This window comes from Stenotrophomonas indicatrix (assembly GCF_002750975.1).
GTDB classification, from domain to species: Bacteria; Pseudomonadota; Gammaproteobacteria; order Xanthomonadales; family Xanthomonadaceae; genus Stenotrophomonas; species Stenotrophomonas indicatrix.
Genome location: NZ_PEJS01000001.1, coordinates 3,706,560 through 3,727,227, shown reverse-complemented (window position 1 = coordinate 3,727,227; position 20,668 = coordinate 3,706,560). Strand labels below are relative to the sequence as shown.

At 67.0% G+C, this 20,668-nt stretch carries 24 protein-coding genes; 12 read left to right on the top strand and 12 right to left on the bottom strand.

The features are described 5' to 3' along the window. Together CR918_RS17185 and CR918_RS17180 are read left to right on the top strand one after the other, a co-directional pair. The gene (locus CR918_RS17185) at positions 1–630 is read left to right on the top strand and encodes a lysophospholipid acyltransferase family protein (protein WP_025878621.1); all 630 of its coding nucleotides are present in this window, start codon (positions 1–3) and stop codon (positions 628–630) included. Continuing rightward, complete coding sequence (locus tag CR918_RS17180; RefSeq protein ID WP_033832372.1) at positions 627–1,619, top strand: phosphatidate cytidylyltransferase; 993 nt, start codon at positions 627–629, stop codon at positions 1,617–1,619. Before CR918_RS17185 ends, CR918_RS17180 begins: the two co-directional genes overlap by 4 nt. A 124-nt stretch (positions 1,620–1,743) precedes the next feature. Here the strand turns inward: CR918_RS17180 and fis are convergent, their stop codons facing one another. The 3 genes from fis to prmA all read right to left on the bottom strand — a co-directional run bounded on the left by fis (position 1,744) and on the right by prmA (position 3,847). Then, positions 1,744–2,019 (bottom strand): DNA-binding transcriptional regulator Fis, encoded by a 276-nt coding sequence (fis, locus tag CR918_RS17175; protein ID WP_006397198.1) that lies wholly within the window; start codon positions 2,017–2,019, stop codon positions 1,744–1,746. A gap of 115 nt (positions 2,020–2,134) precedes the next feature. Continuing rightward, a complete protein-coding gene (locus CR918_RS17170; protein ID WP_099843893.1) occupies positions 2,135–2,884 on the bottom strand; it encodes a DUF3426 domain-containing protein in 750 nt (249 codons plus the stop codon). 42 nt (positions 2,885–2,926) lie between these two features. After that, on the bottom strand, positions 2,927–3,847 hold the full coding sequence (prmA, locus tag CR918_RS17165) for a 50S ribosomal protein L11 methyltransferase (RefSeq protein ID WP_059065374.1): 921 nt from the start codon (positions 3,845–3,847) through the stop codon (positions 2,927–2,929). 150 nt (positions 3,848–3,997) lie between these two features. Between prmA and CR918_RS17160 the strand changes: the two genes are divergently transcribed. Both CR918_RS17160 and CR918_RS17155 read left to right on the top strand, forming a co-directional pair. After that, positions 3,998–4,963 (top strand): hypothetical protein, encoded by a 966-nt coding sequence (locus CR918_RS17160; protein WP_025878625.1) that lies wholly within the window; start codon positions 3,998–4,000, stop codon positions 4,961–4,963. Next, complete coding sequence (locus tag CR918_RS17155; protein ID WP_025878626.1) at positions 4,960–5,334, top strand: hypothetical protein; 375 nt, start codon at positions 4,960–4,962, stop codon at positions 5,332–5,334. The genes CR918_RS17160 and CR918_RS17155 overlap by 4 nt, the downstream gene beginning before the upstream one ends. Before the next feature lie 144 nt (positions 5,335–5,478). Here CR918_RS17155 and accC read toward each other — a convergent pair whose 3' ends face one another. From accC to aroQ, 4 genes are read right to left on the bottom strand one after another with little or no spacing between them, the layout of a single operon-like run. Then, complete coding sequence (gene accC, locus CR918_RS17150; protein WP_025878627.1) at positions 5,479–6,846, bottom strand: acetyl-CoA carboxylase biotin carboxylase subunit; 1,368 nt, start codon at positions 6,844–6,846, stop codon at positions 5,479–5,481. A 12-nt stretch (positions 6,847–6,858) separates the two neighbouring features. Then, positions 6,859–7,350 (bottom strand): acetyl-CoA carboxylase biotin carboxyl carrier protein, encoded by a 492-nt coding sequence (accB, locus tag CR918_RS17145; protein ID WP_025878628.1) that lies wholly within the window; start codon positions 7,348–7,350, stop codon positions 6,859–6,861. Between the two features lie 54 nt (positions 7,351–7,404). Further along, the gene (locus CR918_RS17140) at positions 7,405–7,827 is read right to left on the bottom strand and encodes a lysozyme inhibitor LprI family protein (RefSeq protein WP_059065320.1); all 423 of its coding nucleotides are present in this window, start codon (positions 7,825–7,827) and stop codon (positions 7,405–7,407) included. Further along, complete coding sequence (gene aroQ, locus CR918_RS17135) at positions 7,824–8,276, bottom strand: type II 3-dehydroquinate dehydratase (protein WP_025878630.1); 453 nt, start codon at positions 8,274–8,276, stop codon at positions 7,824–7,826. The genes CR918_RS17140 and aroQ overlap by 4 nt, the downstream gene beginning before the upstream one ends. 268 nt (positions 8,277–8,544) lie before the next feature. Between aroQ and CR918_RS17130 the strand changes: the two genes are divergently transcribed. Beyond that, positions 8,545–9,885: an acetamidase/formamidase family protein gene (locus CR918_RS17130; RefSeq protein ID WP_207759529.1), complete on the top strand. Its 1,341-nt coding sequence runs from the start codon at positions 8,545–8,547 to the stop codon at positions 9,883–9,885. A gap of 46 nt (positions 9,886–9,931) precedes the next feature. Further along, entirely contained in the window at positions 9,932–10,759 is an 828-nt protein-coding gene (locus tag CR918_RS17125; protein ID WP_207759528.1) for an isocitrate lyase/PEP mutase family protein, read from the top strand. Between the two features lie 11 nt (positions 10,760–10,770). On the opposite strand, the gene CR918_RS17120 is transcribed toward CR918_RS17125, so the two are convergent. Continuing rightward, complete coding sequence (locus CR918_RS17120) at positions 10,771–11,172, bottom strand: response regulator (protein WP_025878633.1); 402 nt, start codon at positions 11,170–11,172, stop codon at positions 10,771–10,773. 190 nt (positions 11,173–11,362) lie between these two features. Between CR918_RS17120 and CR918_RS17115 the strand changes: the two genes are divergently transcribed. Both CR918_RS17115 and CR918_RS17110 read left to right on the top strand, forming a co-directional pair. Beyond that, positions 11,363–11,959, top strand: coding sequence for an NAD(P)H-dependent oxidoreductase (locus CR918_RS17115; RefSeq protein WP_099843890.1), 597 nt, complete (start codon positions 11,363–11,365; stop codon positions 11,957–11,959). A 48-nt stretch (positions 11,960–12,007) separates the two neighbouring features. Next, the gene (locus tag CR918_RS17110; protein ID WP_099844414.1) at positions 12,008–12,571 is read left to right on the top strand and encodes a TetR/AcrR family transcriptional regulator; all 564 of its coding nucleotides are present in this window, start codon (positions 12,008–12,010) and stop codon (positions 12,569–12,571) included. A 19-nt stretch (positions 12,572–12,590) separates the two neighbouring features. Here the strand turns inward: CR918_RS17110 and CR918_RS17105 are convergent, their stop codons facing one another. Then, the gene (locus tag CR918_RS17105) at positions 12,591–13,124 is read right to left on the bottom strand and encodes a hypothetical protein (protein WP_099843888.1); all 534 of its coding nucleotides are present in this window, start codon (positions 13,122–13,124) and stop codon (positions 12,591–12,593) included. Between the two features lie 69 nt (positions 13,125–13,193). Then, a complete protein-coding gene (locus CR918_RS17100) occupies positions 13,194–14,000 on the bottom strand; it encodes a D-alanyl-D-alanine carboxypeptidase family protein (protein ID WP_099843886.1) in 807 nt (268 codons plus the stop codon). 84 nt (positions 14,001–14,084) lie between these two features. Here CR918_RS17100 and CR918_RS17095 point away from each other — a divergent pair, with 84 nt between their 5' ends. Both CR918_RS17095 and CR918_RS17085 read left to right on the top strand, forming a co-directional pair. Then, complete coding sequence (locus CR918_RS17095) at positions 14,085–14,639, top strand: GIY-YIG nuclease family protein (RefSeq protein WP_025878638.1); 555 nt, start codon at positions 14,085–14,087, stop codon at positions 14,637–14,639. A gap of 243 nt (positions 14,640–14,882) precedes the next feature. Beyond that, positions 14,883–15,785, top strand: coding sequence for a LysR substrate-binding domain-containing protein (locus CR918_RS17085; protein WP_025878639.1), 903 nt, complete (start codon positions 14,883–14,885; stop codon positions 15,783–15,785). A gap of 36 nt (positions 15,786–15,821) precedes the next feature. On the opposite strand, the gene CR918_RS17080 is transcribed toward CR918_RS17085, so the two are convergent. Then, the gene (locus CR918_RS17080) at positions 15,822–16,538 is read right to left on the bottom strand and encodes a transporter substrate-binding domain-containing protein (protein ID WP_099843882.1); all 717 of its coding nucleotides are present in this window, start codon (positions 16,536–16,538) and stop codon (positions 15,822–15,824) included. A 113-nt stretch (positions 16,539–16,651) separates the two neighbouring features. On the opposite strand from CR918_RS17080, the gene CR918_RS17075 reads away from it, so the two are divergent. Further along, positions 16,652–17,023, top strand: coding sequence for a VOC family protein (locus CR918_RS17075; RefSeq protein ID WP_099843880.1), 372 nt, complete (start codon positions 16,652–16,654; stop codon positions 17,021–17,023). 32 nt (positions 17,024–17,055) lie between these two features. On the opposite strand, the gene CR918_RS17070 is transcribed toward CR918_RS17075, so the two are convergent. Then, positions 17,056–17,889, bottom strand: a complete 834-nt coding sequence (locus tag CR918_RS17070) for an arylamine N-acetyltransferase family protein (protein ID WP_099844412.1) — start codon at positions 17,887–17,889, stop codon at positions 17,056–17,058. A gap of 202 nt (positions 17,890–18,091) precedes the next feature. Here CR918_RS17070 and CR918_RS17065 point away from each other — a divergent pair, with 202 nt between their 5' ends. Then, positions 18,092–20,629, top strand: a complete 2,538-nt coding sequence (locus CR918_RS17065; RefSeq protein WP_099843879.1) for a methyl-accepting chemotaxis protein — start codon at positions 18,092–18,094, stop codon at positions 20,627–20,629. Positions 20,630–20,668: the final 39 nt, after the last annotated feature.

The following is a 20,668-nucleotide window of genomic DNA, read 5'->3' as shown; positions in this document are numbered from 1 at the left end:
ATGTTTGCTGAACTGATCGCCCGCGCCTGCAGCGCGGCCATCCATGTAGTGACCGGCGCACGCGCGCTGTGGGTTGGCTGCGCGCCGTCCAGCGAGCACCGCGTGTACTACGGCAACCATGCCAGTCATGGTGATTTCGTGCTGATCTGGTCGTCGATGCCGCCGGCGCTGCGGCGCCAGGTGCGGCCGGTCGCCGCCGCCGAGTACTGGCAGCGCGACGGTCTGCGTCGTTACCTGATCGACGCGGTATTCAATGGCGTGCTGGTGGAGCGCGAGGCCGGCAACCGCCATCAGGATCCGCTGCAGGTGCTGCGTGACGCGGTGGACGAGGGCTGTTCGTTGATCCTGTTTCCGGAAGGCACGCGCAACATCGGTGATGAGCCGCTGCTGCCGTTCAAGAGCGGTATCTACCACCTCGCCCGGCAACGCCCGGAGCTGGAGTTCGTGCCGGTGTGGATCGACAACCTCAAGCGGGTGATGCCGAAAGGGCGTTTCCTGCCGCTGCCGTTGCTGTGCACGGCAACCTTCGGTACGCCGCTGCGGCTGCAGGCCGATGAGGACAAGGCGGCGTTCCTGGCACGCAGCCGGCAGGCGCTGCTGGCCCTGGCCCCGAACGGAGGCCGTGCATGAGCTTCATGATCGATGTGTCCGGTGATCTTGCCGCACGCAGTGTGGGCCAGCAGACAGGGCTGCTGTTCGCGGGCGTAGGCGCGGTGCTGGTGCTGGCCACGCTGGTGTCCGAAACCCTGCGCTGGCGCCAGCGTGGACAGCCCAGCGCGGTGATCGCCAACCTGGTCTCGCGCATCCGCGCGTGGTGGGTGATGGCCATCGTGGTCGGGCTGGCGCTGTTCTTCGGGCGCGCCGGAGTGATCGTGCTGTTCGCCATCATCTCGCTGTTCGCACTGCGCGAATTCATCACCCTGGCGCCAACACGATCAGGTGACTACTACGCGTTGCTGGCCGCGTTCTACATCGTGCTGCCGTGGCAGTACTACCTGGTCTGGATCGACTGGTATGGCATGTACACGCTGTTGATCCCGGTGTACGCGTTCCTGTTCCTGCCGATCCTGGCCACCATCGGTGGTGACACCACCCACTACCTGGAGCGCACGTCGAAGGTGCAGTGGGGCTTGATGATCTGCGTGTTCTGCATCTCGCATGTGCCGCTGCTGCTGAACCTGCGCGTGCCGGGCTACGATCCGGCGCGCAACGTGCTGCTGTTCGCCTTCCTGGTGATCGTGGTGCAGTCGTCGGACGTGCTGCAGTACATCTGGGGCAAGCTGCTGGGCAAGCACCTGATCGCGCCGAAGCTGTCGCCGTCGAAGACGGTGGAAGGCTTCGTCGGCGGCGTGCTCTGTGCCAGCGCGTTGGGCGCCGCGCTCTGGTGGATCACCCCGTTCACGCCGCTGCAGGCGTTCGGCCTGTCGCTGCTGATCAATCTGATGGGGTTCTGGGGCGGCCTGGTGATGTCGGCGATCAAGCGCGACCGCGGCATCAAGGACTGGGGCAACATGATCGAGGGCCATGGCGGCATGCTCGATCGGCTGGATTCAGTGTGCTTCGCCGCGCCGGTGTTCTTCCACGTGGTGCGTTACTACTGGAAGGCGGGAGGTGGTTGACCCTGGTCGATGCCGTGGTAGCGCCGGGCCATGCCCGGCGAGCACGAAGTGCGGCAGATCACCATGCCGCCGGGCATGGCCCGGCGCTACCGGATGGGGTGTTCCGCGGTAGACGCATCCGCGCTTACGCGCTGATGCCGTATTCCTTCAGCTTCTTGCGCAGGGTGGCGCGGTGGATGCCCAGCATCGCCGCTGCGCGGCTCTGGTTGCCTTCGCAGTGGTTGAGCACTTCCACGAACAGTGGAATCTCCATCTCGCGCAGCACGATCTCGTAGACATCGTCCGCATCGCAGCCATCGAGGTCGCGCAGGTAACGGCGCACGGACTGGGCCACATGTTCGCGCAGCGGTGGCCGGGCAGCGCCACGACTGTTGTCAGGACGAGAAAGGACAGCGTTCAAGGGGGTTCCCGATCTGGTTGGTCCATGCACGCGGGGCGCCGGACCGGATGAGGTGATGGCGGTCAGTCTAGCGCGAGCGTGCCCGACCTGCCACGGCCGGACGGTCAGGCCCAGGTCAAAGGAACTCGAAGGTGAATGCGACCGTGGATGCGGCAGGCTCCTGCACGCGGAAGGCGATGCGTGCGCTCTGGCCCGGTTCCAGAGGGGCCGCACCCGGGTTTTCGCCGAGGTACTGCGCTGGTGCGAACACGCCGGTGCCGATCACACGACCATCGGCATCGGACAGCGACAGGCGCAGGTCCGGCCATGCCTGCGGCCAGCGCGCGTCGTTGCGGATGCTGGCCTGGATCTGCAGCACGCCGGGCTGGGCCGGCAACGGGCGGATTTCACGGCTGGTCATGGTCAATGCAGTGGGCTCGCGCCAAGCGGGCAGCTCGCAGCGCAGCACGTTGCACAGCGCGCCGATCCACGGCCGGGTACCGGCCTCGGCGGCCAGCCGTGCACGATCGGCAAGCACGCTCTGCAGCAACAGCAGCAGCGCCAGCGCGGTCACCAGCAGCCAATGCCAGCGAGGGGTGGGCAGCGCCCGCGGGCGCACGCCGAGGAAGCTGGGCGCATCGGCGGCGGTGGCAACGATGCCGGGTTTGGCGGTGAAGTCCGGCTCGATGATTGGATCAGCGGCGGCCGCCGGTTCTGTTTCGGTTGCCGCCACGATGTCCGTTGCCGGGTCGATGTCCTCGATCACCGGCGCTGCATCGGTCGGCACCGGTTCGCGCGGTTCGGTGGCTTCAGGCGTGGCATCGCGTCCCGGCGCGGTGCGCAGGAACGTGGCCAGGGGACGGCGCGGTGGGTTCGGCTCGGACATGCTCAGGGCGCGGGCTCGGATCCAGCGGTCATTCAACCACGATCAGGCGCGGCGTACGCCGGTGATGCGCATCCAGTCGCCATCCTGGGTGGCCTGCAGGTCGTCGAACCACGCCGCATAGCGCTGCAGCAGTTCGTCTTCCTGGCCATGCAGGATGCCCGACAGGGCGATGCGACCACCGCTGGCGACACGGGCGGCCAGCAGTTCGGCCAGTGCATCCAGCGCGGAGGCCAGGATGTTGGCGACCACGATCGGGTAGGTGGCGACCGGTTCGTCCTGCGGCAGGTACACCTGCATGCGTGCCTGTTCGCCGTTGCGTTCGGCATTGTCGGCGGTGGCGATCAACGCCTGCGGGTCGTTGTCCACGCCGATGGCCTGGGCGGCACCGAGCTTCAGCGCGGCCAGGGCGAGAATGCCCGAGCCACAGCCGAAGTCGAGCACGCGCTGGCCCTGCAGCTGGCCATCAACGGCCAACTGGTCCAGCCAGCGCAGGCACAGCGCGGTGGTCGGGTGGGTGCCCGAGCCGAAGGCCAGGCCCGGGTCGAGGCGCACGATGGCGGCGTCGGCGGCCTGCGCGGCTTCCGGCAGCTCGTGGTTCCACGGCACGATCCAGGTACGGCTGCCGAAGTCCATCGGCTGGAACTGGTCCAGCCACGCGCGCTCCCAGTCTTCGTCTTCCACGGCGCGGAAGCTGCCGTTGCTCCAGTCCAGCTCCGGATCGAAGGCTTCCAGCGCGGCCAGCAGCAGCAAGGCATTGCTGTCGGCCGGGAACAGCGCGCTGAGCACCAGGGTGTCCCACAGCGGGGTCTCGCCCACGCCGGGTTCGAGGATGGCCTGTTCGTTGCTGGTGTCGGCTTCGGCATCAAGCAGGGTCACCGCCAGCGCGCCCACATCCTCCAGCGCATTCTCATAGCGGGGCTGGGTGGCTTCGGTGCAACGCAGGGTCAGTTCCAGGAACGGCATGGCGGTGAGGGCAATCGCGGGAAAGGGGGCCATGCTAGACCATCGCGGCGTCTCCGTATGCCTTGAGATGAACGAAGCCGGTTCAGACAGGCCTCACGGGCCTTGCTAAACTCGGCGCTTTCCTGTGCGCCGTACCACCGAACGTTGCCGATGGCTTTCGCCCCGACCCTGAAAACCTGGTTGCTCGTCCTGCCGGCCGTGGCCGTGCTGGGTGTGGCCGGTTATCGGGCCAACGGCCACAGCCGGGCCATGGACGCGCATGTCGACGTGCCGCTGGCCGCCCAGGCCAGCGATGCACAGGGCGCGCTGGCACCGGTGATGCCCGAAGCGCTGGCACGCCGCCTCGCGGCTTTCGAACGTGGCACCGCGCTGCCGTCGGGCCTGCCGCTGGATATCCGCGCCGACATCGAAAGTGCCACCGATCTGTACGCCTACGCGCAGCGCCTGCGCGTGCAGGCCGACCAGGGCAACCACGAGGCGCGCTGGATGCTCAGCCGGGTCTACGACTACTGCGCGCAGTACGCCGTTGACCCGGGCGGCTACCGGCTGGATAACAACGTGCTTTCCGGCCTCGGCCTGAGTGCGGCGCCGGAGATGGTGGAGGCGCGCGAACGGGTGGCGCAGCGTTGCGGTGGCTTCGTGCCCGGCGACAAGCTGGGCCCGGCACTGGTGATCGGCGAGCGTCGTCGTGCGGCCCAGCAGGGCAACTTGGCGGCCGAAGCGGCGTTGTTTGCCGAAGGTGAGCCACTGCAGGACAGCGAGCAGTACCGCCGCGACCTGGTTGAACGCGTACGTACCTCGCGCGATCCGGAGGCGTACATGGCGATCGCGCCGGGCATGGGATTGCGTGCGGCGGGCGACAAGGCATTGACCGGCATGGTGGCCGGTGAACAGCTGAGTGAACTGGCATGGCGGGTTGCGGCCTGCGAACTCGGTCTTCCCTGTGGAGCCGACAGCGTGCTGGTCAACAGTTTTTGTGCGAATGGAGGGATCTGTTCGCCGGATGGAACGCAGGACTTCCGTGAATTTGTGTATGACGCCGCGGTTTCGCGGCAAGGTGCGGGGAAAATGAAGGAATGGATCAAGCGATTGATTGGCACGAGGGACGGGCGATGAACTACCGTCGATTCCTGCATGGGGCCAAGTTCTGGTTCTGGGTGGTGTTGTTCGTGGCCTATTCGGCCGGTGCGGTAGGCCTGCTGATGATCGACACCTACGAGGACCGCTACCGGCGTCTATCGAAGGTGGAGCTGACCTCGGTGAAGACACAGGAAGACGTGCGTCGTGCCGGTGCCAGCCAGGTTGCCGCCGTTTACCGTGCGCAGAGCGGCGTGCCGTTCTCGTCGTTGCCGGCCGGCAGCACCTTCCAGGTGGTGTGGCCCGATGGGTCCAGCGAGACCATGGTGATCGTCGATCCGACCTCGCCGAACGGCGTGCGTCCACTGGCGAACTCGCAGATTCCCGCGACCGCGGCCGACGCGCGCTGACGCCACGCCGGTAGCGCCGGGCCATGCCCGGCGGGTGGGCGGTGGCGATGGAAGGCCGCCGGGCATGGCCCGGCGCTACCGTAAAAACGCAAAAAGGGCGGGGAAAACCCCGCCCTTTTCATGTGCAGCGACTGCAGTTGCCGATCAGGTCAACGCGATCGGCTTGCTCTTGCGCTCGGCAAGGCGCTTTTCCAGGTAATGGATGTTCTGGCCACCGGCCTGGAAGCCCTTGTCACGCATGATCCGCTGCTGCAGGGCGATGTTGGTCTTGATGCCATCGACCACCATCTCGCTCAGCGCCACCCGCATGCGGGCAATGGCGGTCTCGCGGTCCGGACCGTGCACGATCAGCTTGCCGATCATCGAGTCGTAGTTCGACGGCACGCGGTAGCCACTGTAGATGTGGGTATCGACGCGCACGCCGGGACCACCCGGTGCGTGGAAGCCGGTGATGGTGCCCGGGCTCGGCACGAAGGTTTCGGCGTCTTCGGCGTTGATGCGGCACTCGATCGCATGGCCGGTCAGCACCACATCGCTCTGCTTGATCGACAGCTTCTGGCCGGCAGCGATCTTCAGCTGTTCGGCGACCAGATCGATACCGGTGACCATCTCGGTGACCGGATGCTCCACCTGGATGCGGGTGTTCATTTCGATGAAGTAGAAGCGGCCGTCTTCGTACAGGAACTCGAAGGTGCCGGCGCCGCGGTAGCCGATGCGGATGCAGGCTTCCACGCACACCTTGCCGATCTGCTCGCGCTGCTCGGCGGTGATGCCCGGTGCCGGTGCTTCCTCGACCACCTTCTGGTGACGACGCTGCATCGAGCAGTCGCGCTCGCCGAGGTGGATGGCGTTGCCCTGGCCGTCGGCCAGCACCTGGATCTCCACGTGGCGCGGGTTCTCCAGGAACTTCTCCATGTAGACCTCGCCATTGCCGAACGCGGCCTTGGCCTCGCTCTTGGTGGTTTCGATGGAGGTCTTCAGGGAAGCTTCGGCGTGCACCACGCGCATGCCGCGGCCACCGCCGCCGCCGGCCGCCTTGATGATGACCGGGTAGCCGATCTCACGGGCGATCTTGGTGTTGGCGACGATGTCGTCGCCGAGCGGGCCGCCAGAACCGGGCACGCACGGCACACCGGCCGACTTCATGGCACGGATCGCTTCGACCTTGTCGCCCATCAGGCGGATGGTGTCTGCCTTCGGGCCGATGAAGATGAAGCCGGACTCTTCCACGCGCTCGGCGAAGTTGGCGTTCTCGGACAGGAAGCCATAACCGGGGTGGATGGCTTGGGCGTCGGTGACCTCGGCCGCGGCGATCAACGCCGGGATGTTGAGGTAGCTTTCCGCCGATGCCGCCGGGCCGATGCAGACCGATTCATCGGCCATGGCCACGTGCTTGAGATTGCGGTCGACCGTGGAGTGCACGGCCACCGTGCGGATGCCCAGGGTGTTGCACGCGCGCAGGATGCGCAGCGCGATTTCCCCTCGGTTGGCGATGACGACTTTGTCGAGCATGGCAGCCGCCCCTTAGCCGATCACGAACAGCGGCTGGTCGAATTCCACCGGCTGGCCGTTCTCGCCGAGGATGGCGACGATGGTGCCCGACGCATCGGCTTCGATCGGGTTGAACATCTTCATCGCTTCGATGATGGCCAGGGTCTCGCCGGCCTTGACCTGCTGGCCGATGCTGACGAACGCCGGCTTGTCCGGTGCGGACGAGGCATAGAAGGTGCCGACCATCGGCGAGCGCAGCACGTGGCCTTCCGGCAGCGCGTTGCCCGGCTTGGCGGTGCCGCCGGTGGAGGCTTCGGTCGGCGACTGCATCGGCATGGCCGGGGTGGCCGGCTGGGCGGCGGCCGGAGCGGCCATCATCATCTGCGGCGGGGCCTGCATCATGCCGTAGCCGGACACCGGAGCGCGCGACAGGCGCACCGACTCTTCGCCTTCCTTGATTTCGATTTCAGCCAGGTTCGACTCTTCCAGCAGGTCGATCAGCTTCTTGATTTTGCGGAGATCCATGGTGGCCTCTTTGCTCTTTGATGTCAGTGTGGTGGGAAGCGCGTTGCGCTCGGGTCAAAGCAGTTCGTAGAAGTCGCGCAGCTGCCGGGTGCGGTCGCGCGCGAGGGTGATCAGGCAGCGCATCTGCGCGCCGTTGCGCGCGGTGCCGTCGGAGTTGAGGGCGTACACCGCTTGGCAGTCGTGGTCGCGCAGCTGCATCCATGCGCGCTGGGCCAGCACCAGTTCCTGTTCGGCGTTGCCGCAGTAGCTGCAGGTGCCGCCGTTGGCCGGCGTGCGCAGCTGCCTGCGTGCCTGGGCGTAGACGGTGTTGAGTTCGACGTCGGCGGCCGCTGCCACGTCCGAGGCGCACAGGTCGCTCTCCATCGTGGTGGTCGGATGCGCGCAGTCGATGCCCTCGTCCTTGCGGTCGAACGCGCTGGCAGCGCCGCACAGGCCGGCCCACAGCACAACGCTGGCGAGGACGCGCGACAGGTTCATGATGCGGCGGCGGCCTGCACGCGCGCCAATGCCGCGTCCATCGCATAGCGGTAGCTGTCGGCACCGAAGCCACACACCACGCCCACCGCCTTGTCGCTGAAATAGCTGTGCTGGCGGAAGGGCTCGCGGGTATGCGGGTTGGACAGGTGGATCTCGATGAACGGCACCGCCACCGCCGCCAGCGCATCGCGCAGGGCAACCGAGGTATGGGTGAAGGCGGCCGGGTTGATCAGGATGAAGGCGGTTCCGTCGGTGCGTGCGGCCTGTACACGATCCACCAGGACGTGCTCGGCGTTGGACTGCAGGCTCTCCAGCGCATGACCTGCGGCAGCGGCCTGGGCGGCCAGCGCCTGGTCGATGTCGGCCAGCGTGGTGTGGCCGTAGACCTCCGGCTCGCGGCTGCCGAGCAGGTTGAGGTTGGGGCCATGCAGGACCAGCAGCTTCGCCATGGGATCCGATTGACGGGAAAGGGCGGCAGTCTGGCGGAAGCTGAGGATGCTGTCCAGTTCGGCGAAATTAGTGGTGTTTAAAGCGATCGTTTGAAAGGGCCGTGCGCCGCATGGCTGCTCACTATAGACAGTGGAAACTGCGCGTGCCGACCATCCCCCCTGCCGGAAGACTGCGGCCGGGCCGCATTACGTTCGACACTGCGGAGGTTGCCAGGGTGTTCCTACACTGGGTCAACCCGCCATGTCGGCGCTCCTGGATGCTCGCGCCGTGCCCACCCCCATGCGATTGCCTGCAGTGCTGCTGGCGCTGCTGCCCTTGAATGCGCTGGCTGCCGAACAATGGATCGTTGCCACCGACCTGTGGGGCAGCAGGAACTACCAGACCCTGCAGGTGGACGTGCAGGACGGGCGTATCGCCGGCCGTCTGGACGCCGACCCGGTCACCGGCACCCTGGGTGCCGGGCAGATGGTATTCACCGCAACCGACAGCCAGGGCCAGCGCTACCAGTTCGACGGGCGCATTGACGGGGCGCGGATGCAGGGACAGAGCGATCAGCCGGACACCAACAACCGCGAGGCGCGTGCCGTCCACGCCTTCAGCGCCTGGAAAGTACCTGCGCGGGTTTCGACCGCACCTCAGCGCCATGTGTTCACGCCGACCGACTATTCCAATACCTTCAGCGCCGACCGTGCGCCGGTGCTGGTGATCTGGCCGGGGGACTCGGTACAGACCCGCACGCTGGACTCCGGCGGCGTCGACGAGAAGGGCGTCACCCGCGCGCTGTTCGGCAATCCACAGGTCGGGCCGTTTTTCGTGGTCGGTGCCGAACCCGGCGACACGCTGGCGATCACGCTTACCTCGTTGAAGCTCAACCGTGACTATGCCGACAGCCTGGATGGCCTGGTGGGACGCTTGAAGACGCCGCGGGTGGCTGCCGAAGCCACCGGGCTGGGCAAGCCGGTGCGCTGGCAGCTGGACCGCAGCAGGGGCGTCGCCCGTCCGCAGGGCGCAGGTGGTGGCCTGCGGCATTTCGAAGTGCCGGTGAAGCCGATGCTCGGCGGCCTGGCGCTGGCCCCCGGCTTCGGCTACCCGCCTTTTTCCACCGGCGATACCGGTGACTTCGGCGGCAACATGGACTTCAACGCCGTGGTCGAAGGCAATACGGTCTACCTGCCCGTGCAGCAGCCTGGCGCCCTGATGTACCTGGGTGATGGCCACGCACTCCAGGGCGATGGCGAAACCACCCAGTGGGCGCTGGAGACATCGCTGGATGTGGTGGTGAAGGTCGAGCTGCTGAAGCAGCATGCGATCGCAACGCCGCGGGTGGAATCGGCAACGCAGATCATGACCCTGGGCCAGGGCGGCTCCAGCGATGATGCGCTGCGCATCGCCACCTCGGGCATGCTGCAGTGGCTGCGCCAGGCCTATGGGTTGACACTGTCCGAGGCGACCCAGGTGCTGGGCGTGGCGGTGCAGTACCAGGTGGCCAACCTGGCCGGGCGCAGTGTGGGCGTGGCGGCGAAGCTGGACAAGGCACTGTTGCAAGGGCTGCAGTTGCAGACGACAACGCAGCCGGGCCGCGCCGCCGTGAAGCCCGCTGCCAGATGACCACTGCGCGGGCAGCAACCGGGGAAAACGTATCCACCAGGAGTCCGTGATGAGTGCCGACGCCATCCGAAACCGCCGCGCTGCCTTCAGGGCGCTTCATGCATCCGGTTGCTTCCTGCTGCCCAATCCATGGGACGTGGGCAGTGCGGTGGCGCTGGCGCGGCTGGGTGCCCAGGCACTGGCTACCACCAGTTCCGGCCATGCCTGGGCCCACGGGCAGCCTGACGGGGCGATGGGCCGCAGCGAGATCCTCGCTCATCTGCAGGCGATGGTGGCGGCGACCGATCTACCGGTGAACGCCGACTTCGAAGATGGTTTTGGCCGCAGCCCGGAGGCGGTGCACGAGAGCGTGTCGATGGCGATCGCTACCGGTGTGGCTGGCCTGTCGATCGAGGATTCCAGCGGCGATGCGGACCATCCGCTGCGCAGCATCGAAGACAGCGTGGCCCGGCTGCAGGCCGCGCGCCGTGCCATTGATGAAAGCGGGCACGACGTGATGCTGGTGGGGCGCGCGGAGAACTTCTTCGTCGGGCGACCCGATCTGGACGATACATTGGCTCGCATCCGCGCCTATGCGCAGGCGGGTGCCGACTGTCTGTATGCGCCCGGCATCCGGACCGCAGAGCAGATCCGCGCCGTGGTGGAGGCCGCCGGTGGCAAGCCGGTCAACCTGCTGATCGGTGCGCCCGGCGTGATGACGCTGCAGCAGGCCGCCAGTCTGGGCGTGCGCCGGGTCAGTGTCGGCGGTGCGCTGGCCCGCAGCGCGTGGTCCGGCTTTCTCGACGCCTCCCGGCAGATGCTTGCCAGTGGATCATTCGATGCGCTGCCGGCCACCCCGTCCGGTGCCGAGCTCAACGGGTTGTTCAAGCCGTAGGTGCGTGCAGGCTAGTGCGGCGGCGTCGGCGGGGCGGCCGTCCTGCCGAGCGCTTCGCGCACCGCGCGCTGCAGGCCCTGCACATGGAACGGTTTGGCCAGGAAGGGCGCGCGCCGATGCCGGACCGGCACCAGCTGGTCGTATACCGCTGAAGCAAAAAGATAGGGGATGCCCAGTTCGAGCAGCCGATCGGCCACAGGGAATACCACGCCATCACGAAGTTCCACGTCCAGCACGGCGCCATCGAAGTGGCCACTGTCGAGCATGCCCAATGCCTCGAAGACGCTGTTGGCGTGGGCGATTTCGTTGCCTTCGTCGGTCAGGGCCTGTTCCATCAGATCAGCCAGATCGAGCTGGTCTTCCACAAGGAGCAGGCGGGGTAGCGGTGCGGGTCGTTCGTTGTTGCTCTGCATGGTGTGTAGTCGTGCGAATGCTGCGTTGGTCCGGCAAGCATCCGCTTACCGGCATCAAGGCCGTGGCAGCCCGGTGTGGCTGTGATGTGCACAACAGCGACCGCAGCGCGCAACAGCATTCCACCGATGATGCTGGTGCTGGCTGCAATCGTAGTTACCATTGGTAACTAATGAACAGCAGAGCCCCATCATGCATACCCATATTGTCGTGGCACATCCTGAACCGGCCTCGCTCACCCACGCCGTCGCTGCGCGGATCGGTGAGGCCATCGTCAACGCCGATGCCGACAATACGGTCACCTCGGTGGATCTGATGGCCGAAGGCTTCGATCCACGTTTCAATGCCCAGGACCACGCGTTCTTCCGCAGGACCACGACGCTGCCGGCCGATGTCGCCGCCGAGCACGCCCGGCTGGATGCGGCCGATGCGCTGGTGCTGGTCTACCCGCTCTACTGGTGGTCGTTCCCGGCGCTGCTGAAGGGATGGATCGACCGCGTCTTCACCCAGGGCTGGGCCTATGACGAAGGTGCCGACGGCAAGGTGGAAAAAAAGCTGCAGCGGCTGCAGGTGCATCTGGTCGGGCTGGGCGGCGCGGGCCAGCAGATGATCGACCGGCGTGGCTATGGCGCGGCGATGAAGACCCAGATCGAGCAGGGTATCTTCGACTACTGCGGGGCGCCGGTGCTGTCCTCCACGCTGCTGCTGGACGCCGACAGCGGCATGGCCGAAGCGCATCTGCAGACGGCAGTGGACATCGGACGTAAGATCGGAACCCCCGCGCCCTGACGATCTCCCTTGCCTTCCAGACCTGCCGCGCCCGAGCCCCGTCGCCGCCTGACCCGTGAACAGCGCGCCCGGCAGCTGCTGGACGTGGCGTGGGCGCTGGTTGGCGAAGAGGGCACCGATGCGCTGACCCTGGCCCGCCTGGCCGAGGCGGCCGGTGTCACCAAGCCGCTGGCCTACGACCACTTCGAAACACGCAACGGTCTGCTGGCCGCGCTGTATGCCGACTATGACCATAAGCAGACCGTGGTCTTCGACGACCGCATCGGCAGTGCGAAGGCGCGGCTGAAGGATCGCGCGCATGCCATCGCCTCGGGCTACATCGATTGTGTGCTGTCGCAGGGCAGCGAGATCCAGGACATTCTCGCCGCGTTGGCCGGGTCACCGGAACTGCGTGCGGTACGCCGTTGCTATCAGCAGGATTTCATCGACAAGTGCGCGCAGTGGCTGGGCCCGTTCGCAGTAGGCGAGGCCGTGCCGGCTACCGGGCTGTGGGCCATTCTCGGTGCCGCCGAAACCCTGTCTGAAGCGGTTGCGGCCGGTGCGGTGGAACACACGGCCGCCGAGGCCGAGCTGGAGCGCGTGATCGTCGCCATCGTCAAGCGTGGCAGCTGAATCGTGTGGGCGAAGCGGCCTAGAGTTGCTCGACGCTGACTGATGGCAGTGGCACGTCACGCGGCAGGTCCGGCAACAGCTGTCGCAGCAGCTCCGGCATTGCCTGCATGGCGGCACCATCGATGTAGCGCCACTGCGTACCACCGACCTGCCGGATGGCGACCATGAAGGTGAGGCTTTTCACTGTCTGTGCGTCGATGGTGAATACCGTGGTCCGCGGCACGAAGCAGACTTCTTCGTCGCCGGCAGCGTAGGTGCGGGTCGGTTCGCCGACCTCATCGCTGATGACCTTCAGGCCCATGTCGCCGAGTGCCTTCATCGCATCGCGCGCGGCTTTCGCATACGCCGCGTCGCCGCCGGCAAAACGCTTCACGCTCGGATGCGTGCGCTCGATCATGGCATCGGTATCGCCACGCGCGAAGGTGGAGAGCAGAGAACGCACATCCTGCTGCAGCGCGTCGGTCTCGGCAGGGCTGAGTTCGCCGGCATGGGTGATTGCAGCGGCGAACATGCAGGACAGCGCAAGCATCCAGCACAACAGGCGTCGATCCATCGGTGGGGGTACTCCTTCGGGCGCTGGACTATAGAGCGCATTGCCCGTGGTGTCTGCCCTGCCTGCCGGTCACGCGGGTTGGACGCCGGCCATTCCGGCGCTTCCGGCGCTGGCGAAGCCTGCATCAAGCTGCGCACGCACCTGCTCATCGCGCGACGCACGGGAATCAGCACCCAGCACCACGGTGATCAGGCGCAGTGGCAGCGCGTGCCCAGCGCACCTGCGACGGGCGGTGGCTGCCAGGCAGAAGCCTGCAGCCTGTGTGTAACCGGTCTTCAAACCATCCACGCCGTCTTCGCCCAGCAGCGCGTTCTGGTTGGCCTTGTGCAGGGTGTGGTGCACGAAGCTGCGCTGTGCGGTGATCGCCAGCAGATCGGGGTGGCGGCCAAGCACCTGCGCGGCCAATATCGCCATGTCGCGTGCGGTCGACAGATGCCCCGGGGTAGTGATGCCGGACACGGAAATGAAGTGCGTATCGTGCAGGCCCAGCGCTCGCGCGTGGTCGTTCATGTGCTGCGCGAACGCCGCCTGTGATCCGGCCAGGTGACGGGCCAGGGCGAGCGCGGCATCGTTGCCGGAGACTACCATCAGGCCCTCCAGCAGTCTGCCGAGGACGATGCTTTCGCCGGGCACCAGGCCCATCCGTGTTTCATCGTCGGCCACCTCGTACACGTCGCGCGGGTCGATGGTGATCATGTCCGACCACGAACCGCCCGACTGCGCGAGCAGGTCGTAGGCGGTGTAGGCGGTCATCAGCTTGGTCAGCGAGGCCGGTGGTCGTCGCAGATCCGCGTGCTGCTGCTGCAGGATGTCGAGCGAGACGGCATCGATCGTGATCGATGACACGGGCGGGCGAGGGGCGTGCAATGAAGACATGGTCGCGCAAGCGTAGCCGGAAGTACGCATGCCGTGGGCATTGCCTGCACATCCTGCGAATACCCGCCACGCGATCCTGTGGAAATGGATTCCGACATCCGCATCGATGGCCGCGTGTTCGCCTATGTCTTTCCCTGTGCCTGGGAGGACTACGCGAAGATCGGCTTCTCGCGCGATCCGCTGGGCCGGATCAGTGCGCTGCATCGGCGCTGGTTCGAGTTCTTCGATCTGGAAGCAGGCGCGCTGGTCGAGGCGGAATCAGAGCGGGATGCGCGTGACCTGGAACTGCAGTTGCGCCGGCCCTTCAAGCTGCATCGTGCGCCGGCACCGATGACGGTGCAGGACAAGGCCGGTGGGCACACCGAGTGGGTGCGTGGGGCCAACGCTGCATTGGCCGAGGCTGTGCAAGCGCTGGCGCAGCAGGGCTATCACACCTATCCGCTGCGGCTGTGGCTGCGGGCTGCGATGGTCCAGCGCCTGGACCGGCTGCATGACTGGGCCGCAGTGCAGGTGCCGGAAGAGGAAAGCCTGCGTTCGCCCGTCGGCGTGGCCGCACTGCGCGACGCCATCGATGCGTATCGCGCGCTCGCTATCGATCCGCAGCCGTGGTTGCCCGAGCACCTGCAGCGCGGGTGGTGACACTGCCCCGGGCGGCCGGGGTGTTGCCCGGACGGGGTGCCCGGTGTGCATCGGGCGCTGCGGGAACGGGGCTGGCGAGGCGCTGGGCCAGGGCAACGTTGGTCACATGACCCTGCAGGAACAACAGACCGCTGAAGATGTTCATGATCGTGCCTCCACTTGAGTGGAATGCACGATACGGGCAGCATGGCGGTGCAAAAAGCGACATTTCCGCAAGGTCGACTTGAGAGGAATTCAAGGCTTATGTCCCGCCCACCGCTGCATGCCCTGCAGGGCTTCGTCGCTGCCGCACGCCTGGGCAACCTGTCCCGCGCCGCCGCGTCGATGAACCTGACGGTCAGTGCGCTCAGCCATCAGATGCGCCAGCTCGAGGAACGCCTGGGCCAGCCGCTGCTGATACGGCAGGCACGCGGTGTGGCCTTGACCCTGGAAGGGCAGCGCCTGCTGGATCAGGTGGGCCCTCATCTGGATGCGATCAACGAAGCCTTCCAGCCCTACGCCGCGCGACCGGAGCATGTGCTCACCCTCAGCGCCGTGCCGTCGATGGCCAGCGCCTGGCTGGTGCCACGCCTGGGCAACTTCGTGGCGGCGCATCCGCAGATCGAAATCAATCTGCAGTCGAGCGAGCGACTGATCGACTTCGACCGGCAGCTGCAGTTCGATGCAGCGCTGCGGCTGGGCAGCGGACAATGGCCGGGGCTGGTGGTGGAACCGTTGTTCGACGAATGGCTGCTGCCCATGGCCAGCCCGGCACTGATCGAGCGCATGGGCGGCATCGGCCACCTGCCGTTGGCACAGTGGCCGCTGCTGGGAGACCCCGACGGCGCGTGGGGCGCATGGTTCGCGCTGACCGGGCAGCGCCCGCCGGCGCGGTACGTGGCGGTGCTGGATGATTCCGAAGCCCACCATCGCGCCGCACTGGACGGCGTCGGTGTTGCCCTGGGACGGGTGACGCGGGCGCGGCTGCTGCTGGATTCCGGCCAGTTGGTTGCGTTGTCGGACCGGCGCCTGAAAACCGCATGGCCGCATTGGCTGGTGTATCCGCAGCGCTCGGTGCGGCACCGTGGTTTCCTCGCCTTCCGCGAATGGTTGCACGCCCAGGCGGCCGAGCATGTGCGGCACATGCAGGCCGCAGACGCGGGGTAGCGCCACGCGGGCAGGCGCGACGCCATGGAGTGCGCGTCACCGCAACAGCGTGACTGCCTGCCCGGCACGCGCGAAGGCCTCGCCCAGCAGCGGCCCGGCCTTGATCGCCTGCACTTCCGCGAACAGTGCCTGCAACGCCGCTACGGGTCGAGAGATGGGCGCGGCAACCGCCTGCTGGATGACGGTGAAGCGATCGGCCAGCACGCGATGGCCGGGATGTGCCTGCGCCCAGGCCAGCAGGGGCTGGCGTACGCCGGCCGCTGCATCCAGCCGCTGCTGGTCGAACAGGGTGATGGCCGCGGCCGAGGTGTCGGCACGTTCAATCGTCGCGTGCCGCAGCTCACGGCTGAGGAACAGATCGTAGGCGGCGCCGCGTCCCACCGCGATACGCAGCCCGTTGCGATCAAGGTCTGCAACCCGTTGCGCTGGACTGTCATCGCGCACCAGATAGGTGCCTTCGATCTCCACATACGGCGCGCTGAAGGCAATGCGGTCGGCACGTGCCGGGTCCACCGCCAGGAAGGCCAGATCCCATGCATCGTCGCTCGCCGCTGCAACCACCGATGCGGCCGCGTCGTGGCAACTGAAGCATGCATGCACACCCAGCCGCTGTGCCAGCGCAGTGGCCAGTTCCACCGACGGCCCACGCGGTGAATTGGCGTCGCCCTGGGCCAGCACCGGGTTGCCCAGGTTGATGGCAACGCGCAGGTGGCCCAACGGGGCCAGGGCATGACGGTGATCGGCCAGGGACATGGGCGCTTCCAGTACGGTGGCAGGCTGTCCAGCATGCCAGTCGGGGCCGTATCGTGCAGTGCACAGGGCTGCGATGCTGCCTTTCATCCATCTGCACGCCGAGCACGATCACCATGAATCCCATCCTGCATGTTGAAGTTCCGGTCGCCGATCTCGAACGCGCCGTGATGTTCTACGAGCACTGGCTGCAGGTACGCATCGAAGCGCCGATCGACCTGCATGACTGCCGGATGGCCTACCTGTCGTTCAACGACGACGCCGCAGGTGCCAGCATGGCGCTGGTGCACGGCGCCGACTACGTGCCGTCGGAGCACGGCCCGCGCATCTACCTGGGCGTGGACGATGTGGACCGGAGCCTGCAGCGTGCCCTGCAGGCCGGCGCGGTGCTGTGCTTTGGCCCGGCCGTCGCCGGTGGCTGGCGGGTGGCCGAGATCCGCGACAGCGAGGGCAACCGGATTGCCTTGCAGGCACCCGTCAACCCATAGCGGCAAGGACGGCAGCCGAGCATGGCGCGGCGCTACACGGACGTGGCCTGTGATCGCTGCAGCCAGTCGGCGATGGCCGGATCCAACCGCGGATCGTCGGGAAGGCGCATGCCGAAGCCCTGCTGCAGGACCTCGCGCACGTCCTGCACATCCCGCAGCGGGCGCTTGGCCGGCGCCTGGCCCGGGCGGTATTCGGTGTAGTTGCCGCTGCCGATGGTGCGTCGCCAATCCGGCCCGGTCAGTGATGCACGCAGCTGGCCGGGAAAGCTCGACTGCGGATGCGTGCACACGTACCAGTTGCCTACCTCGTTGTCGATCGGCGCCGGTGGCTGCAGGTCGAAGCGGTACAGCGCCCGCCAGTCATCCCCCGCCTCGGCGGCGAGCATGAAGTCGCCATCATCCAGCGTCCGCACGCGGTAACGCTCGTGCGGTGTGTCCTGCACTGCGGTCTCGTGCAGGCGCAGCGGTACGGTCGGGGTCAGGCTGCCGAAGCCGGTATCGACCAGCCAATCCTCTTCCTGCAGACGCACCCGCAGGAGCAGATGCGTACGCGCAGTCAGCTCGCCCTCGGTGGCCGACAGCAGCACGCGTGCACTCAGTGGCTGCGCATCGAAGCCCAAGACCTGCAGCAGCGCCAGGAACGCGCCATTGAGTTCGAAACAGTAACCGCCGCGCTGCGCGTGCAGCAGCTTGTGCTGGACGCTGTCCAGGTCGATTGCCACCGCGTCGCGCAGCAGGCTGGTCAGGGTCTCGAACGGCAGCAGGGCGTTGTGGCGCTGCTGCAGCAGGGTCAGCCCGGCCAGGGTGAGAGGGGGTGGGGCATCCAGCTGCAGGCGCTGCAGGTAGCGGGGGACGTCGATGGGCATGGCAGGCATCACGGGCAGGGGCCTCCACTGTGATACCGCAACCGGGGTTGAGGTCAAGCGCATCCCGCCGGTGTCATCCCCCGGTCGCCTACGGCCGGTACAACAGCGACAACTGCCCGCCACTCGTGGCTGGAATCAATCCGGGGCTAAAGTTCTGCTGCAACCGGTCGATACAGGTGCGTCCTTCCGCCTGGAGTCTGTCATGTCGGCCGTCGTTCCCCACCTTCGGTCCTTGCGTAGCCGCGTTGCCGGGTTGCGTTCCCGTTTCCCTGGCGTGCTGCGCTGGTTGCAGCCCCATCGGCTGAGCGTCGCCGACAAGCTCAAGGCGACCCTGCTGGTCTGCAGCCTGGGCCTGGTGGCCATCGCCGCCGTCCATGCCTGGACCAGCCATTCGAGCAGGCAGGCGGCGCGCGATCAGGCCAGCTACCAGCACGGCAGTGACCGCGTCGCTTCGCTGGCAGCGCGGGTGGCCGAGGCCCGGCGCCTGCAGACCCAGTATGCGCGAAGTTTCGACGATGCCGACCGCAGCCAGTTGCTGGCCACGCAACGGATGTTGAAGCAGGATCTGCAGGCGTTGCGTGCAATGCCGATGGATGCGGGTCGGCGCAAGGTCCTGCAGGCGATGACTGAAGCCGTCGACGCATTCTCACAGGGCATCGCCGCGTTGTTCGAGCGGGTGGATGAGATGGGGCGCGGCGACGCAGGCCTGGCCGCGCAGCTGCAGCAGTCCGCCGACGCACTGCAGACACAGGTGGACGCGCTGGAGCGACCTGCGCTTTCCCTGCATGTGCAGCGGATGCGGCGCCAGGAAGCGCTGCTGCTGCTCGATGGCGATTCCACCCACGCCGATCGTGCCAGCGAAGAAAAGCTGCCCTTCGATCTGGCATTGGCGGACCTGCCAGCCGAGGTGCAGGAGCACGTGCGAACGGGCATGGAGGCCTACCAGGCCGCGCTGCTGGGCTATACCGCCGCGCGTGTCGGCCTGGACGTGGAAGCACAGTCGCTGCTCGAGACGGCGGCAGCCGTGGGCCCGGCACTGGCCGCATTCCAGCAGGCGCAAAGTGTGGCCCTGGCCCAGGCGCAGCTTCGTCAGCAGTCGGGCGCACGGATGGCCAGCGTGCTGTTCGTGACCACTCTGCTGCTGGTGGCCGGTGTACTGATCACCAGCCTGGTGCTGGTCGTCCGCGCGGTGCGTCGACCGATCCAGGACACCCTGCGTTTCGCTGGCGATATCGCCGATGATCGGCTCGACACCACGCTGCGCGTGCATAACGCCAACGATGAGATCGGCCAGCTTGCGCAGTGCCTGGTCGACATGCAGCAACGCCTGCGTGCGCGGATCGAAACCGAGCGCGCGGTTGCGCGCGGCAACACGCGCGTGCGGCAGGCGCTGGACAGCGCGCAGACCGGCTTGATGGTGGTCGACGCGGAAGGGCAGGTGGCCTACGCCAATCCAGCGCTGCTGCAGCTGCTGGATCTTCCTGCAGAGACGTTGCTTGGCAGCGACGCGGTCCGCCTGCACCCGGTACTGGCGGGGCTGATTGGTGTCCGTCAGCGCGAAGAGCGCGAGATCGGCCACGCCGGCACCCGCTACCAGCTGATCGCCAACGCCATCGTCGAGGACGACCACTTCCTCGGCGTGGCAGTGGAATGGCGCAGCCGCGCGCTGGAGACACTGCTGGAAACCGAAGTGGCGGCGCTGGTCGACGCGGCGGCGCATGGCGAGCTGCAGGGGCGCATCGTACTGGAGGGCAAGCAGGGCTTCGTGCGCACGCTGTCGACCAGCATCAATCGCCTGCTGTCCACCTTCGAGACCAACCTCGGCGATCTGCAGGCACTGCTGGCCGCACTGGCACGCGGCGACCTGAGCGTGCGCCTGGAGGGCGACCTGCAGGGCGTGTTCGCCCGCATGCGTGACGATGCCAACGCCACCGTCGCGCAGCTGGGCCACATCGTCACCCGCATCCAGCAGGCCACCGTCCGCCTGGATGTGGGGGTGGGTGAAATCGTTGCCGGCCATCACGATCTTTCCCAGCGCACGGAACAGCAGGCCGCCAACCTGGAAGAAACCGCTGCGTCGATGCATGAACTGACCGATACCGTAGGCCGCAACGCCGATGCGACGGAGCGCGCCGATGGACTGGTACGTGAGGCCGCCCGGGTTGCCGAGCGCGGCGGCACTGCGGTCGGCCAGGTGGTGGCCACCATGCAGGGCATCAGCAACGCATCGCGGCGCATCGGCGACATCATCCAGCTGATCGATGGCATCGCTTTCCAGACCAATATCCTTGCCCTCAACGCGGCAGTGGAGGCCGCGCGTGCAGGCGAGCAGGGCCGAAGCTTCGCGGTGGTGGCGGCCGAAGTGCGCTTGCTGGCCCAGCGCAGTGCCGATGCGGCCAAGCAGATCAAGGGGCTGATCGAGGATTCGGTGACGCGGGTCGACCAGGGCAGTACGCAGGCCGAGCAGGCGGGTACGACGATGGACGAGATCGTCAGCAGCGTGCAGCAGTTGGCCGGCCTGCTGGCCGGTATCCGCAGTGCCTCGCACGACCAGCATGCGGGCATTGCCCAGGTAAACCAGACCGTCGTACAGATGGAGGCCAGCACGCAGCGCAATGCGAGCCTGGTGGAAGAGGCCGGCGCGTCGACTGCGCAGATGCAGACCCAGGTGCGTGCGCTGGCCGAAGCGGTGGCCGCGTTCCGGCTGCAGCCCGAGCGCCGGTCACGGGCGGCGGCGTGATGGCCTGATCGCCTTCGCCAGGCATGGCCCGGCGCTACC